The following is a 16,073-nucleotide window of genomic DNA, read 5'->3' on the forward strand; positions in this document are numbered from 1 at the left end:
CCAATAAAAAAACCAGAGCAGTCTAGCCTTTATGGTTAGTATCTGCGCTGGTTTCTATTTGTAATCTCAATTAAAATTTTGACGCCTCTCCCTCAATACCTATTCTTACACGGTGAAGAGGAATGTTCTTTCCTGAATCTCCGATGGCCTTTTCCACAGCTCTTACAATTCCTGTACAGCATGGAACCTCCATAAAGGCCACAGTCACACTCTTGATTTCATTCATCTTCATAATCTGTGTTAGCTTCGTGGCATAGAAAGACACATCATCCAGCTTAGGGCATCCGATCACAACTTTTTTACCCTTTAATATGTCTAAGTGATAGTTTGGGTAAGCGAATGGAACACAATCGGCCGTTACTAGCAGGTCTGCTCCCTCAAAGTATGGCGCTGTCGGCGGCACCAGCATCAATTGCACAGGCCACTGTTGCAGCTGGGATTTGATTTTGATCTCCACATCACCGTTCTCTACCACAGCAGTAGATTGGGCACTTGATTTGTTTAGCATTCTCAACTGGCTTCCAGGACATCCTCCACCATGGTGGTGTCCATGATGATGCCCCTGTTGGTGGGCATCTTTTTGGTCATGTCCTAAATGCACTTTTACTGCTTCCTCATCGAATTCTTCTGCTTCCCGTTCGATGATGGTAATGGCATCCATCGGACAGTCTCCTAGACAAGCACCTAATCCATCACAAAGATTATCAGATAATAACTTTGCCTTACCATCAATAATTTTAATCGCACCCTCCGCACAGGATGGCACACACACGCCACATCCATTACATTTGTTTTCATCTATTTGAACAATTTTTCTCATGGCCATTTTTATGTCCTCCTTTTTCTTTGTTATCTTAATTCAATTATAGCCGCATTATATCACAATTCCTGTGATATATATCAAAATATTAAGTGGCGTTCATCACTTTTTAAAAATTTGTTCATCTTTTTTAAAACGGCTTACTTTTTTATCCATTAAACAATATAATAGAAGAAGTACTGTTGTAGGAGGTTAGACATGCATACTCGATCGAAAGGTATCTTTTTTATACTATTATCTTCTTTCTTCTTTTCCATCATGGCCATCGCTGTAAAGAGCATCCCTGAAATTCCCGTGGCTGAGAAAATTTTTGTCCGTAATATCCTTGGTGTATTCATCTCAGCATTCGTACTATATAAAAACAAAGAAAGCTTTTCTGGAAACAATACAAAATTGCTGTTTGCGCGTTCAATCTTTGGTGTATCTGGGGTTGCCACCTATTATTATACCATTGGTCGATTACCTCTTTCTGATGCAGTGATCCTAAATAAACTTTCTCCCTTCTTCGTGATTATACTGGCCTATATTTTTTTAGATGAACGCATAAAAAAACTACAAATACCTGCTTTTATCATTGTGATCTTAGGCACCCTATTTATCATTAAGCCTCAGTTCGATTATACATTCATCCCCTCAATGATCGGTATTTTATCGGCGGTTTTTGCAGCCGCTGCCTATATTGTGATCCGTCAACTTCAGAAAACCGATTCCACCCATGTGATTGTTTTCCACTTCTGTTTATTCAGTAGCCTAGCCACAGTGCCATTTATGGCCGCTGGTCAATTTGTCGTGCCAGATTTCAAACAGCTGGTTGTATTAATTATCATTGGTATTTCCGCAACAACTGCGCAATTTCTAATGACTCACAGTTATAAATACGCCCCCGCTACCCAATTGACAATTTATAATTATGCAGATATAATATTCTCAACTATTTTCGGTATGCTGCTTTGGGCTGAATTTCCGGATCTTCTTAGTGTCACCGGTGGACTGCTTGTAATTATTGCAGGGATTTTAAACTACCTTTCCACTTCAGATCATGAGGAAGCTAATTCGTTAGAAAATCCGCGCTTCGAAGAGTCAAACTCATAGACAGCTGCCAATTTTATATAAGGAGGTCTTTCTATGGCAACGAGCTTTTCAATGGTCGCACACCACTCTCGACGAACGGAGGGAGAAGATAAAATCTTCGCCACCAATAACGCTGCCCTAAGCGCCGCAAAGACAGTAGGCGCCAGCCGTGTTGTGAACGCATCTATAGGTGCTTTATTGAATGAAGACGGTTCCCTCTCTGTACTGCCTACGGTTATCGAGTTATTAAGAACGCTGCCTGCCGAAGAATATGCGGCTTATGCACCGATTGCCGGTCTTCCAAGCTTCTTAGAGGCTGCTAAAAAGGCTGTCTTCCGAAACCATATACCTGAGGGGTTTACTGAAGCCGTGGCTACCCCTGGCGGTAGTGGTGCTATTCGTCATGCGATCTGGAATTACAGTAATATAGGCGACGCTATTTTAACTTCTGACTGGTATTGGGGCCCTTATAAAACCGTGGCGGAAGAACATGGTCGTACAATTGTAACCTATACGCTTTTTGATGAAAAGGATACCTTCAATATTGCATCCTTTAAAGAGAAGACTATTTCTTTACTGGAAAAGCAAGATTCCTTGGTAATTTTACTAAATGCCCCTGCCCATAATCCTACAGGATATAGTTTATCCATGGATGAGTGGAAGGAAGTTGTGGCGTTTTTAAAATCACAAGCTGCCAATCCAGAAAAACGCATCATTCTATTCTCTGATATTGCCTACATTGATTTTGCAGGAAATGACGATAATTCTAGGTCTTTCATGGAATTATTCGGCGGTTTGCCTCAAAATATTTTAACCATTGTAGCTTTCAGCATGTCCAAGGGTTATACCCTTTACGGCATGAGGTGCGGTGCCATGATAGGAATCTCTTCTAATCCTGATGTAGTGAAAGAGTTTAAATCTGCAAATCAATTTTCCAATCGAGGTGTATGGTCCAATGGTACACGACCAGCAATGACTGTTCTAGCAAAGATTTTTGATGATCCAGGGCTTTTAAAGAAGGTTGAGGATGAGAGACAGCTATTACAGGATATGCTGACAGAAAGAGCAGATGCTTTTATTCAAGAAGCAGAAAAAGCAAATCTGAAGATTTGTCCTTATAAGGCAGGTTTCTTTATCACGATTCCTTGCAAAAATCCAGACCTTGTGGCTGCTGAACTTCAAAAAGAATATATATTCGCTGTTCCCCTAGGGAAAGGTATTCGTTTTGCAGTTTGTTCAGTTCCTAAGGATCATTGTGCCAAAGTACCCCAAATCATTGCCCGAGTGATCCAACAGGTCGACACAGAGGCTTAAATTTTTTTCTGCCTGTATCTATTGAAAAAAATGTTTTCCTGTTCTTCAGCTAAAAATGCACAAAAATATTTGTCATATCTATGTTGACAGCGTGCATAATTATCCTTATAATTAAAAACAATTAAATAATGTCTATCAAGAGTGGTGGAGGGACTGGCCCTGAGAAACCCGGCAACCGGCAGTTGTATATTTACGCACGGTGCTAAATCCTGCAGAATTCAATTCTGGAAGATAGAAGTGTTGACAAAGCCTTTCTGTTTTCAGAAAGGCCTTTTTATTTAATTGGAAATCAAGCTGTGCGCCTGGCCAGGCAGAATGCAATTTCCTGAACATTTCAAATCCTAATTTCAAAATCAAAACATGTAAAGGAGTTGTTTTTTGTGAAAAAATTTTTTATTTTGGCAATTAGTACTTTATTGATTCTTTCTGTACTTACTGGCTGCGGCGCGAAGCCTGCTTCTCAACCGGAGCAGCCTTTAAAGGTTGGTGTTACAACAGGACCCCATGAGCAAGTAGCTGAAAAGGTAAAAGAAATCGCCGATGCAAATAATCTTACAATAGAGCTTGTGGTATTTACTGATTATGTACAGCCAAATATCCAATTGTTTGAAAAGCAGCTTGATGTCAATATTTTTCAGCATCAGCCCTATTTAGATCAGTTTAACACGGATCATAAAATGGATCTTGTATCCATCGCTTCCGCTGTAAACTTTCCTATGGGTGTTTACTCCAAGAAGCTAAAATCTTTAGATGAATTAAAAGATGGTGATCAAATATCCCTTCCAAATGACCCTACCAATGGGGCAAGAGCACTGATCTTACTTGAATCAGCGAATGTTATTAAACTTAGAGAGGGTGCAGGTATCAAAGTAACCCTTAAAGATATTGTGGAAAATCCTAAAAATATCGAATTTATTGAATTAGATGCCCCAATGGTTGCCCGTTCTCTAGATGATGTGGCTGTGGCAGTTATCAATACCAACTTTGCGATTGAGGCTGGCTTTGTACCTACCAAAGACTCTATCTTCATTGAGCCCAAGGATTCTCCATGGGTAAATGTCATCGTCACAAGACCTGATCAGCAGGAAGATCCAAGAATTAAGAAGCTAGTAGAATTCTACCAATCCGATGAAGTCAAAGAGTTCATTGATGCAACCTTTGAAGGTTCCGTCGTACCTGGTTTCTAGCATTATATGTCAAGATGCAGCTGTGGAAATTTAAAACCCGTACCTACTGGTACGGGTTTTTCTGTACTATCTGTCGTAAGATCTTCTCTGTCCACCATTATTTGGTCTTGAGAAGCCTCTTTTTGCTTTTTGGCGACATTCTTTACATTTCTTTGGCTCATTATCAAAGCCCTTTTCTGCGTAGAATTGCTGCTCACCTGCCGTAAATGTAAACTCAGATCCACAATCCTTGCATACTATTGCCTTATCCTCATACATCCTAAACATCCTCCCTTCCTAAATGGTCTCCTAGGAACATATAATACTACACTATGAAACAACCTAGCCATAGGAACGGGAAAGGATGTAGTGATATGATTATATATTCTCCTATATTATACCTATTTCTTCCTTTTCTTGCAATTAATATTTATCAAAATATAGTACTATTTTCCAAATTTTCTATATTCTTTTTCAGTTCATTTGTATATTTATTTCTTCATTTTCTTAAAATAAATTTAAGATATCTGGCTTTTTTTCCCAAACATTTCCCATTCATAATTTAAATTGTACATACCTCAAATTTATTATATAATATTTCTAAGTATGCATATCACAGAATGGAGTGTTGAAATGATTATACCAGAATTGAAGATCGGAAATTTAACGGCTTCCGTGCCTATTATACAGGGCGGTATGGGTGTAGGAATCTCTCTTTCTAACCTTGCTGCTGCCGTAGCTAATTGTGGTGCCATTGGAGTCATCTCTGGTGTTGAGCCTGGCTTTAATTTTGAAGGCTATGAGAAAAATAAGTATCAAACCAATCTTGATGCCCTCGCTTATCATATTCAAAAAGCCAAAGAATTAGCACCAAAGGGTATTATTGGTGTCAATATCATGACAGCTATCAACAACTTTGATGACATGGTAAGGACTGCAGTGAAAGCAAAGGTAGATATTATTTTTTCAGGAGCAGGTTTACCGATGAAGCTGCCTGAACTGGTAAAAGGTTCTATGACTAAAATTGCGCCTATTGTTTCCTCTGGCAAGGTTGCACAGCTCATTTGCAGACAGTGGGACAAAAAGCATAGTTATTTACCTGATGCTATTATCGTTGAGGGGCCGGAGGCAGGTGGTCATCTTGGTTTTTCCCTAGAGCAATTAGATGACATAGAGAACTTCTCCCTCGTTAAGCTGGTAAAGGAAGTATTAGAAGCCATTGCTCCTTTTGAAGAGAAGTATGGCCGTAAGATTCCTATTATTGCCGGCGGCGGAATCCATGATGGAAAAGATATCGGCGATGTACTGGCTGCTGGTGCGGCGGGTGTCCAAATGGCCACAAGGTTCGTTGCAACCCATGAGTGTGATGCTTCAGATGCCTTTAAGCAGGCTTATCTTGATGCCGCCGAAGGTGACGTAGCCATTATTAAAAGCCCTGTGGGCATGCCTGGCAGAGCCATTAGAAACGAATTTATCAACATGGTTTATCGTGATCAAAAGCGTCAGGATATCAAATGTATCAACTGCTTAAAGCCATGCAATCCAAAGGAAACCTTATATTGTATTGCCGACGCGTTGATCAATGCTCAAAAAGGAAATCTTGATAAAGGATTCGCCTTTGCTGGTGCAAAAGTTCATATGGTAAATAAGATTGTATCTGTTCGAGAACTGATTGATGAATTAATGGATGAATTAAGACAATACTAAAAAGGGGGATTTATATCCTCCTTTTTTTATATTCACAATGATATTATTAAAGTTCTTGTTTTTATGAATCTCTTTATGTTACAATGGTATGTTGATAATTAACAGAGAGGAAGTATTCAATGATACAAAATAATATTCGAAACGTCGCAATTATTGCCCATGTAGACCATGGCAAAACCACTTTGGTGGATGAAATGTTAAAGCAAAGCGGTACCTTTCGCAGTAACGAACAGGTAGATGAAAGAGTCATGGATTCCAATGACTTAGAAAGGGAACGTGGCATTACCATTTTGGCGAAAAATACATCCATTATATATAATGATGTAAAAATTAATATCATCGATACCCCAGGTCATGCTGATTTTGGTGGTGAGGTGGAAAGAATCATGAGAATGGTGGAAGGTGTATTACTTCTTGTGGATGCCTTTGAAGGTCCCATGCCTCAAACACGATTCGTATTGAAAAAAGCCCTGGAATCAGGTGTAAAACCTGTGGTTGTGATCAATAAAATTGATCGTCCTGATGCCAGATGCGATGAAGTCATTGATCAGGTTCTTGATTTGTTCATCGACCTTGAAGCCGAAGAACACCAATTGGAATTCCCAGTCATCTATGCATCGGCAAAACAAGGTATTTCCAAGTATGAATTACATGATGAACACCAAGATATGAAGCCCCTTTTTGAGATGATTTTACGTGAAGTACCTGCGCCAGAGGGTACTTCAGATGATGGCCTTCAGCTGGTGATCTCTTCCATCGATTATGATAAGTATGTTGGCAGAATGGGTATCGGAAAGATTACGCGCGGTAAGATTAAGAAAAACCAAGAAGTTGTATTGTGCACCGCTGGAGGAGAGTTCAAAAACTTCAGAGCAAGTAAGCTTTATAATTTCCAAGGTTTGAGTAAAGTAGAAATTGACGAAGCAGCATTCGGTGAAATTGTGGCCTTAGCTGGAAATGATGACATCAATATCGGAGAAACCATCTGCTCTACCGATAAAATAGAGCCTCTTCCTTTTATAAAGATTGACGAGCCGACAATTGCCATGAACTTTATCGTCAATGATAGCCCCTTTGCTGGTAGAGAGGGCACATATGTAACCAGCAGGCATTTAAAGGATCGATTGGAAAAGGAATTGTTATCCAATGTTGCCCTTCGAGTAGAGGAGACAGATTCCGCTGATAGTTTTAAGGTATCAGGCAGAGGTGAATTACATCTCTCCATCTTAATTGAGACTATGCGTAGAGAAGGCTACGAGCTCTCCGTTTCTAGACCTGAGGTAATTATGAAAACTATCGATGGTGTTCTTCAAGAACCTATGGAGCATGTTACCATAGAAGTACCTGAAGAATACATGGGTATTGTCATTGAAACCTTAGGCCAAAGAAAAGGTGAAATGGTCAATATGGTTACGAATTCTAATGGTTCCGTAAAGCTAGAATTTAGGATTCCTGCTAGAGGCTTGATTGGCTACCGCTCCGAGTTTTTAACGGATACTAGAGGAAATGGTATATTGAATCATATCTTCGATGGTTATGCGCCTTATAAAGGTGATATTAAATCCCGATTAAGAGGTTCGCTTACTGCTTTTGAATCAGGAACGGCAGTAACCTATGGTCTGTTTAATGCGCAAGAGAGAGGAACCCTTTTCATAGCTCCTGGTACAGAGGTGTATGAGGGTATGATCATCGGTGAAAATGCACGGGCTGGCGATATGGCTGTCAATGTATGCAAGCGTAAGCAGCTTACAAACGTGAGAGCTTCTGGTTCTGATGATTCTATGAAGCTAACACCGCCGAAACCTATGTCTTTAGAACAATCCCTTGAGTTTATTGCCGAGGATGAATTGGTAGAAGTAACACCGAAAAGCATCCGTATTCGTAAAAAACTATTAGATAAAAATGCTAGAGCGAAAGCTTCTAGAAATTAGTAAAGGCACACATCGTGTGCCTTTTTCTATTCTTCAAATGTACCCTTAACAACAGCCTGCCCTCCCTGAACCATGACCTTTCCCTTGGCAATCACCGTATCGATGCTCAAGGTTTTCTGGTCCACTAGGATAAGATCTGCATCCCTACGGACTTCAATACTTCCTTTATTTTTAAGTTTTAGAATTCTGGCAGGATTTGATGTGGCTACCTTTAGTGCATCTTCCATGGATACCCCATCTATGAGCACTGCATCTTTGATCTCTCTATATAGGGAAGATACCTTTCCAACCCCTAGACCAACAAATTCTCTGTGTTTATTAAAAATCGGCATACTTCCCTGTCCATCAGATGAGAAAGTAATCTGCTCAATAGGAACCCCTGCATCTAAGGCCATTTTTAGTCCAGTGCTGGCCTTTACTTCATCCTCTTCTAAGAAGTCAGGATCTGAGCTTGTGGTTAAATCCATTAAACCACCCATCTTTCCATAGGCAATTCCTTTTTCCATCAATTTAATACTGCGATTGATGTGGGTTGGCAAAAACTGGGTTGTTGGTATCTCCGTGTTTTCTATGATTTCTATCAGATCATCCAATTGGCGTTCACCGTCCCCCATATGGATATTAACAATTCCTGCTTTCCCCGAAAGAATTCCCCCTACCCTAGCCTCGGCGGTGAGCTTTGCAATATCTTCAACCGTGGGCTGAGAGGACCGATGATCAGATATGGCAATCTCCCCTACGCCAATAATCTTATCAATCAAAATAATATCGTCCATTGGGCTGCCTGTAATGGTTTTCACTGGTACTTGGTAGGAACCTGTATATATATAGGTACTGATTCCTTCCTCCTCTAATCCCCTTGCTTTAGCTAATAATCCCTTCATATCCCGTGTTGTACCATCGGTACCAAGACATCCTACTACGGTTGTTACTCCGCCCAAAGTAATTTGAGAAAGCATAATCTCAGGTGTTCTCGTGCGGAAGCTTCCTTCTCCTCCGCCACCAATGATGTGGACATGAGCATCTATCAATCCAGGCATTACATACTTTCCTGCAGCATCAATGACCTCTATCTCCAGTGTATCATCTCCTACGGACAGGTCCTTCTTTACCGCCCCGATCTTGTCTGAAACAATAAGTATATTCATCTTCCCCATATAGTGAGGTCCGTAGACTTCCCCACCTTTGATCAATTTTATCATAACTGTTCCCCTTTCCAATTAAAGGCATATGCTGCAAATGAAGTGGCATAAGCTTATTATCGATTCAATGCAATGCCCTATGTACAATGCAATTCTTATGCCATTGGGTTTCTGAGGAATTTTCTTTATTTTATGACTCAAATGGACAGAGATTTTGTAAGCAAATCACCATTAGTGACCTTTATACACCATTTACTGTTGTCTTTCTGCAGCTCTTTTCCCTTTTCTGGTAAGCTTGGTTCCAGCCTTTCCTTTGCTTTTCAAAAGATATCCATGTTCTTCCAAAATATTCATTCGCTGCCGTACCTGTGGTTCTGTGAGATTTAGACCATTTTCCCTGGCCATCTGTGCAATCTGTTTTCTTCCCAGCAACTGATGGCTTAACATACTTTCATACAGCATATTCAGTATAAAATAGAGTTCTTCAGGATTTCCTAGATTTTCAATTTCATCCTCATCCTGCTGCTGAAATCTGTCAAACAACTTTATCTGAAAAAAGCTATCCTCTGGTATATCATTGAGTTTTATCACGTCATCTTCACAAACAGCCAGCATATACTCAATGGTATTTTTTAGCTCTCTTACATTCCCATACCAGTTGTAATACCTTAATTTCTGTATAACCTCGTCCTTAATCATGGCATGATTCTTCCTGCTTTGACGGATAAAGCATTGGATCAGATCCTCAATATCCTCCTTACGCTCCCTGAGGGGGATCAGCTGAAGATATAGTACTTTTAGTCGATGATATAGATCTTGGCGAAACTTCCCATTTTCAATCATTTCTACTAGATTTTTATTGGTGGCTGCGATAACTCTCACATCAACAGGAATGATTTGAGAACCTCCTACCCGCATAATTTCCTTTTCTTGAAGCACACGTAGAAGTCTGGCCTGTATCTTTGGTGAAATATCGCCGATTTCATCCAAAAAAAGTGTTCCTCGATCTGCCTGCTCAAAAAGGCCTTTCTTACCACCTCTTTTTGCGCCTGTGAAGGCACCTTCTTCGTACCCAAAAAGCTCACTCTCCACTAGATCTTCCGGCAGTGCACTAAAATTAACACCAAGGAAAGGTCCATCCCTCCTAGGGGATGCATTATGGATAGCACTGGCGAATAGCTCTTTCCCTGTACCGCTCTCACCTTCGATCAAAATATTTAGCTCACTGGCGGCCAGCTTGACAGCTATTTTTTTCTTATTCTTCATTCCCTCACTGTTCCCAATGATATCTACAAAGGAATATTTACCGATATGTCCCTTTTTGACTAGCTCCCGGCGAAGCTGCCGCTCCATATCCATGGTTTCTTTGATATTCTTAAAGGTCGTCACGATTAGATTCTCTTCCTCAATAAAAAACTTATTAATGAGAATGTCTACATTATCAATATTAAGAATCATATTATTGCTCTCTCCATGGGTGAGTAAAAAATGAATCAACTCACGATTCTTTATAATCTGTTTAATATTTTTTCCCATGGTCAAGGGTATAGGGGTATTGATAATCTTCTCTAGATTGCCATTGGATACCTTGATTTCGCCCTTGGTATCTACCCCTAGTAAACCATCGTTTACACCTTCAAGGACAATATTTAGATTTCTATTAAACCGATGGGTTTCTTTGGTAGACTCCACCAGACGTTTTCCCAATTGAATAATTTTCCCCATGTATTTCTGTGATACTTCATCCGCCTTTTCCTCCAACATATCCAAACGTCTTAGAATTTCTGTCATGGAGGTCATATCTATCAATCTCGGCCCAATATCAATGACTTCCTCTACAAAAGAAGGCACCTTATCTAGTTCTCCAGGTGTTACTGCAATTTTAACAGGCTTGACTCCCTTGATCCCAGGATAATAGGGAATATACTTAATATGGTTAATGCCCATCTCTTTTAATTTTGCAATAGAATCAAAAACTGTTTCTGCCACATCATTTACAAAAAGTATTTCTGTTCCTTCTGGGATAAATAGCAATTTATCAATAAAATTATAATTGATGGTTCTTCTTACAGAAATAATTTTATGCCTATTGTAGTCCTCCAGATAAGGCGCTGCTTCCCCATAGACCAAATCCGAAGAAACAATGATTAAGTCTGACTGAATGGACTCCGTAATCCCTTCGTCGATGGCATAGCTTTTCATGTGTGTATATTCACCAATATATCCTTTTAATTGATCTAATAAGGTTTTACGTGTTTCTTCTGTGCCTGCAATTAGTGTAATTTCCTTTGTGCTCAAGTCTTTGCTCCCCCTCATTCCTTAACTTCGTCCTATAAAAGCGGCGACATTAATCTTCCTGTGGCTTCTTTAATCTTCTCCAGTATGGGCCTTTTTAAATACTCCTCCAAAATCAGTTCCTTACTGTCCTCAATATCCATATAGAAGTCTTTCTCCATTCGTTCAACAATTTCCTTGTCATAAATAAAAGCATTTACCTCAAAATTTATTTGAAAACTTCGTATATCTAGATTGGCTGTTCCTATGGATGCAGCGATACCATCCACCAGCAATATCTTTCCGTGCATAAAGCCCTTGGTATACTTGTAGACTTTCACTCCAGCGCGAAGGAGCTCTTCAATGTTTGACATGGATGCCCAAAACACCATATGGTGATCTGGATAACTGGGTAGAATAATCCGCACATCGACACCGCTTAATGCCGCTGTTCGTAATGCCATCATAATACTCTCATCAGGCACTAGGTAAGGCGTATTAATCCATATTCTATCTTCTGCCGATGATATGGTGGCAAAATAAGCCTGCATGATTGATTCCCAGTCGGAATCTGGCCCGCTGGCTGCGATCTGAATCAACTGTTCTCCGAAATGAGGCAGCTTTGGAAAAAATACATCATCATAAGGGAGTTGTTGCTTTGAAACGAAATGCCAATCCTTAAAGAAAATATTTTGCAACCCGTAGACTGCTTCTCCTTCAATTCGCAGATGGGTATCTCTCCAGAATCCAAGATGAGGATCTCCGCCTAAATATTCATCCCCAATATTTAATCCCCCTAAAAACCCTGTTTTTCCATCTACTACAATAATTTTTCGATGATTTCGATAGTTTAATTCGCGGCTCATAATAGGGAAATACACAGGTAAGAAGCTGTGTATTTCTATACCCGCTTCCTTCATTTCATTCAAATATGCTTTGCTCAAACGCCAGCTCCCAACGCTGTCATAAATCAATCTAACCTTTATGCCGCCTTTGGCCTTATCTATCAGTATCCGCTTGATTACACCGCCGATACCATCCTCTTTGATAATAAAATACTCCAGATGTATATGATGCTTTGCAGCCTTTAAAGCCTGGGTAATCTCTTCAAAGGTCTCACCGCCGTTTGTGAGTACTTTAGATTGATTATTTACGGTAAAGGGTGCATTGGCATTATTCAAAATAAGACTGATCAGCCGTTTTTTTACGAAGCTTTCATCGTCTTTAAATAAGTCTCTGTCTTTAATGGCTTGCCGCTGATGTTTTGCAATATCTTGAAATTTTTCAAAATCTATATCTCTTTTCTTTTTAAAAATAGTTCTCTTACGAAAATTCTGTCCTAGAAATAAATAAAAAATGAATCCTACCACTGGTACAAGGAATAATATCAGTAGCCATGCAATGGTCTTGGATGGATTTCTATTTTCCATAAAAATAACCAGTGCAATAAATATTGTGTAGAACGTAAACACTGTTCCTATAAGCATCTCAAACCGATGAAAAAAGCTTCCTACTTCTCCTTGGGCAGTTTCCCCGCCCATTAACATATCACGATCCATTGCATCTGCTGAAATCGGCAGAACTACAAATAGCAATATCACAAATCCGACTACCCATTTTATTGGCAGATTTTTCACCCTAATCACCACGCCATCTCACCTTTTATTATTATTATACGATACTTCATTTTTGTTTGTTGCTATGTCTGTAGATATATTCTATAACTATATTAGTATACCCATGGTATCACCGAGAATTCTTGTCCTCCTTTTCTTATTTATAGTACAAATACCCAAAATTCTTATAATGTCACTACTAATAACAAAAGCTATGAAGAATCCCGTCCTCCATAGCTTTATGGTCTAAAAATCAATTTCTACCCGAATAACTCTTCCAATGATCTTAACCGCTTTCATTTCCTTTGTTATGCCCTGTCCTTCACCGTCAAGGAGTTGCATTTTATTTCCTTCTATCTTTTTTAGCTTTCGTAACCTTCGTTTTCCGTCATACTCCACCACCTGAAAAGCACCATTCATAAATTCATGGTTTAGATAAATCAGTGCTCGATCACCTTTTTTTATTCTATACTGCAGCATAGTATCATCAGATACTTCTATATAAACGAGCTTATCAGGATGAAATCCCTCCACCTTCTTATCGATAATTGGAAAGTTTTTATGGCCTTTTATCTGCTTCATCTCTATATCATAGACGGGTACCTTCTTAATAATATTAGAAAGTGCATCCTCCCACTGATTTAAAGGTACCACCTCAGGCCGCCGTTGAGATACTGCCTCCACCGCCTTCATAGGTTTAGGCTGGTTTTCCGTCTGAAGCTTAGCTTCCTCAGCAGGAGCTTCCAATACCATGTCCTCCTCTAGATTTGCCCCTAGTGCTTTAGATATTTGGGCCAAAAGCTTTTCATTAACAATCTTCTTCCCTGTCTCAATATCTAAAATAAAAGATTCTGTTACACCACATTTCTTCCCTAATTGTTTCGGGGTCATTCCCTTTTTTAAGCGTTCTTGCTTTAATCTTTCACCTACACGACTCATTTCTTTCCACCCCACTCTGTATAACTATTTTATATTTTATCGGTTTATATGTATACTATTTTCAAGGCAAGCCCTAACCTATCAGATCATAGGCTTGTTGAAGTTTTAGTTTCTTTTTCTACCTTCACATCGATATATTTTCATTCCCATAGCTGCGAACTTATCTTCATATTCTGTGGTGGTATTATCTTTCATATCACTTTGATGCAGATCAAAGATAATATTCTTTAAGCGAAGATCACAGGCGGCAAACTCGTTTAAAGAAAACTCAAAGAGCTTCTCATTATCTGTCTTAAAGTGAATCTCACCCTGTTCTCCCATAAATGTTTTATATTTCTCTATGAAGTTCCTATGGGTAAGTCTTCTTTTGGCCATCCTAGCCTTGGGCCATGGATCACAAAAATTAATATATATTCTATTTAATTCACCCTCAGCAAATACTTGATCTAATTTATTTACATCATACCAGAGGAAAGTGACATTCCTTAGTCCCTGAGCAACAGCCTTTTCCACTGCTTTCAGCAAAATTTCCTCCTTAATCTCAATACCAATAAAATTGATATCTGGATGTTTTGCTGCCAAGGTTGTAATGAATTGTCCCCTACCAGTTCCTAACTCTACATGAATGGGTTTCTTTTCTAAAAAATATCCCTGCCAATGGCCTTTATATTTTTCTGGTTCCTTACAAAGGTGCAGTTCATGGGTCAATAATTTTTCCTTTGCACCAGGTTTCTTTCTTCTTCTCATCCTATTTGCGCTCCTCTACGATACAGTATAACATCCATACCATTCATTATACCATGTTCGATTCCTTTCCTAAAGATTTCTTTCCTTCCGGCCTATAGTTGTGCTCTAGCTTTTCCATGATACAGAAAGTATAATGAAATAGATATGCTGCGTTCTACTATATATTCTCCCTCAGGAGGCGAAAAACATGAAACTATCTTTTGAAAAAATTTATGAAGTCGTAGCCATGATCCCCCAGGGTAACGTAGCTACCTATGGTCAAATTGCCGCCTTACTCGGTCATCCACGAAGTGCTCGGGTTGTGGGATGGGCCATGAGGTCTGCCCCTGATGGGTTAGACCTGCCCTGTCATCGTGTGGTAAATCAATCAGGATTCCTCGCGCCTCACTATGCCTTCGGCAGCCAAAGCGTACAGCGAGCATTGTTGGAGGATGAAGGTGTTACTTTTCTAAAAAGCGGTGCCATTGATATGAAAAAGCACCTTTGGCATCCTACAGAATAATTCTATCTAAATTCCTCTAAAAGTCCTGTTGTGGATGTCATTCTGAGCGATAGCGAAGAATCTGTTTGTCCACAAATTATATCCTTTAATACTTTTACAGGCTATTTCTTTTAAGTCATAGATCCTTCGACTCCGTTGTACTCCGCTCAGGATGACAAATCATGAAGTACATCGACGTTATTAGGGTGTATGCCTACATATTTTTATTCCTATAAATACAAACTTATATATATATACAGAAAAAAACATCTACTTTTAGTAGATGTTTTTTTATTGGCGGAGAAGGAGGGATTCGAACCCTCGCACCAGTTTCCCGGTCTAACGGTTTAGCAAACCGTCCTCTTCAGCCTACTTGAGTACTTCTCCATAAATATTGCTCAAAAAAGCAAATGGTGCGGGTGGAGGGACTTGAACCCCCACGCACGTGGCGCTAGATCCTAAGTCTAGTGCGTCTGCCAATTCCGCCACACCCGCATGGTAAAAAGCTTAACTTTTGCCAACTACTGTTTTTCTTGAATGTGGGATATAACTAAGCGATTCACTCCAAATCATAGATTTGGGTTCTCTGCTTATGCCAATTCCGCCACACCCGCATGATGTAAATATAGGTTGAGTTTAAGGTTGAGGTTTTAACCTTAATCTTAACCTTAAACTTATTTAAATGGTGGGCGCAATAGGGATCGAACCTATGACCCCCTGCTTGTAAGGCAGGTGCTCTCCCAGCTGAGCTATGCGCCCGGGATACAACCAGCGACGACCTACTCTCCCAAGGGGCTACCCCCTAAGTACCATCAGCGCTGAAGGGCTTAACTTCTGTGTTCGGTATGGGAACAGGTGTGACCCC

At 39.8% G+C, this 16,073-nt stretch carries 13 protein-coding genes, 3 tRNA genes, 1 rRNA gene and 1 riboswitch; of the genes, 6 read left to right on the plus strand and 11 right to left on the minus strand.

Going from position 1 to position 16,073, the window contains the following annotated elements; genetic code table 11:
- Positions 1 to 70 precede the first annotated feature (70 nt).
- On the minus strand, positions 71 to 826 hold the full coding sequence (locus tag K0R93_RS16320; protein WP_300303460.1) for an ATP-binding protein: 756 nt from the start codon (positions 824 to 826) through the stop codon (positions 71 to 73).
- Positions 827 to 1,018: 192 nt separating this feature from the next.
- Between K0R93_RS16320 and K0R93_RS16325 the strand changes: the two genes are divergently transcribed.
- From K0R93_RS16325 to K0R93_RS16335, 3 genes are all read left to right on the plus strand, one after another.
- Positions 1,019 to 1,912, plus strand: a complete 894-nt coding sequence (locus K0R93_RS16325) for a DMT family transporter (protein WP_300303463.1) — start codon at positions 1,019 to 1,021, stop codon at positions 1,910 to 1,912.
- Between the two features lie 33 nt (positions 1,913 to 1,945).
- The gene (locus K0R93_RS16330; RefSeq protein ID WP_300303466.1) at positions 1,946 to 3,205 is read left to right on the plus strand and encodes a pyridoxal phosphate-dependent aminotransferase; all 1,260 of its coding nucleotides are present in this window, start codon (positions 1,946 to 1,948) and stop codon (positions 3,203 to 3,205) included.
- Between the two features lie 129 nt (positions 3,206 to 3,334).
- Positions 3,335 to 3,443: riboswitch (SAM riboswitch) on the plus strand.
- A gap of 142 nt (positions 3,444 to 3,585) precedes the next feature.
- Complete coding sequence (locus K0R93_RS16335) at positions 3,586 to 4,392, plus strand: MetQ/NlpA family ABC transporter substrate-binding protein (protein ID WP_300303469.1); 807 nt, start codon at positions 3,586 to 3,588, stop codon at positions 4,390 to 4,392.
- 66 nt (positions 4,393 to 4,458) lie between these two features.
- Here K0R93_RS16335 and K0R93_RS16340 read toward each other — a convergent pair whose 3' ends face one another.
- Positions 4,459 to 4,650 carry a zinc-ribbon domain-containing protein gene (locus K0R93_RS16340; RefSeq protein WP_330685190.1) on the minus strand — a complete coding sequence of 64 codons (192 nt, stop codon included), beginning with the start codon at positions 4,648 to 4,650 and terminating at the stop codon, positions 4,459 to 4,461.
- Positions 4,651 to 5,004: 354 nt separating this feature from the next.
- Between K0R93_RS16340 and K0R93_RS16345 the strand changes: the two genes are divergently transcribed.
- Positions 5,005 to 6,078 (plus strand): NAD(P)H-dependent flavin oxidoreductase, encoded by a 1,074-nt coding sequence (locus tag K0R93_RS16345; protein ID WP_300303472.1) that lies wholly within the window; start codon positions 5,005 to 5,007, stop codon positions 6,076 to 6,078.
- A gap of 119 nt (positions 6,079 to 6,197) precedes the next feature.
- Complete coding sequence (gene typA / locus K0R93_RS16350) at positions 6,198 to 8,009, plus strand: translational GTPase TypA (protein WP_300303475.1); 1,812 nt, start codon at positions 6,198 to 6,200, stop codon at positions 8,007 to 8,009.
- Positions 8,010 to 8,035: 26 nt separating this feature from the next.
- On the opposite strand, the gene iadA is transcribed toward typA, so the two are convergent.
- The 5 genes from iadA to trmB form a co-directional block, all read right to left on the minus strand.
- The gene (gene iadA / locus K0R93_RS16355; protein WP_300303478.1) at positions 8,036 to 9,211 is read right to left on the minus strand and encodes a beta-aspartyl-peptidase; all 1,176 of its coding nucleotides are present in this window, start codon (positions 9,209 to 9,211) and stop codon (positions 8,036 to 8,038) included.
- Positions 9,212 to 9,403: 192 nt separating this feature from the next.
- On the minus strand, positions 9,404 to 11,449 hold the full coding sequence (locus tag K0R93_RS16360; RefSeq protein ID WP_300303481.1) for a sigma 54-interacting transcriptional regulator: 2,046 nt from the start codon (positions 11,447 to 11,449) through the stop codon (positions 9,404 to 9,406).
- Between the two features lie 32 nt (positions 11,450 to 11,481).
- Positions 11,482 to 13,071, minus strand: a complete 1,590-nt coding sequence (cls, locus tag K0R93_RS16365; RefSeq protein WP_300303484.1) for a cardiolipin synthase — start codon at positions 13,069 to 13,071, stop codon at positions 11,482 to 11,484.
- 216 nt (positions 13,072 to 13,287) lie between these two features.
- On the minus strand, positions 13,288 to 13,980 hold the full coding sequence (locus K0R93_RS16370) for a helix-turn-helix domain-containing protein (protein WP_300303487.1): 693 nt from the start codon (positions 13,978 to 13,980) through the stop codon (positions 13,288 to 13,290).
- Positions 13,981 to 14,085: 105 nt separating this feature from the next.
- Positions 14,086 to 14,727, minus strand: coding sequence for a tRNA (guanosine(46)-N7)-methyltransferase TrmB (trmB, locus tag K0R93_RS16375; protein ID WP_300303490.1), 642 nt, complete (start codon positions 14,725 to 14,727; stop codon positions 14,086 to 14,088).
- 187 nt (positions 14,728 to 14,914) lie between these two features.
- Between trmB and K0R93_RS16380 the strand changes: the two genes are divergently transcribed.
- Entirely contained in the window at positions 14,915 to 15,229 is a 315-nt protein-coding gene (locus K0R93_RS16380) for an MGMT family protein (RefSeq protein WP_300303493.1), read from the plus strand.
- Between the two features lie 274 nt (positions 15,230 to 15,503).
- On the opposite strand, the gene K0R93_RS16385 is transcribed toward K0R93_RS16380, so the two are convergent.
- From K0R93_RS16385 to rrf, 4 genes are all read right to left on the minus strand, one after another.
- Positions 15,504 to 15,595, minus strand: a tRNA-Ser gene (locus tag K0R93_RS16385).
- 24 nt (positions 15,596 to 15,619) lie between these two features.
- Positions 15,620 to 15,703 (minus strand) — tRNA-Leu (locus tag K0R93_RS16390).
- 188 nt (positions 15,704 to 15,891) lie between these two features.
- Positions 15,892 to 15,967 (minus strand) — tRNA-Val (locus K0R93_RS16395).
- A gap of 7 nt (positions 15,968 to 15,974) precedes the next feature.
- Positions 15,975 to 16,073, minus strand: a 5S ribosomal RNA gene (gene rrf / locus K0R93_RS16400); the annotation flags it as partial.

This window comes from Anaerosolibacter sp. (genome assembly GCF_029240175.1).
Taxonomy (GTDB): domain Bacteria; phylum Bacillota; class Clostridia; order Peptostreptococcales; family Thermotaleaceae; genus Anaerosolibacter.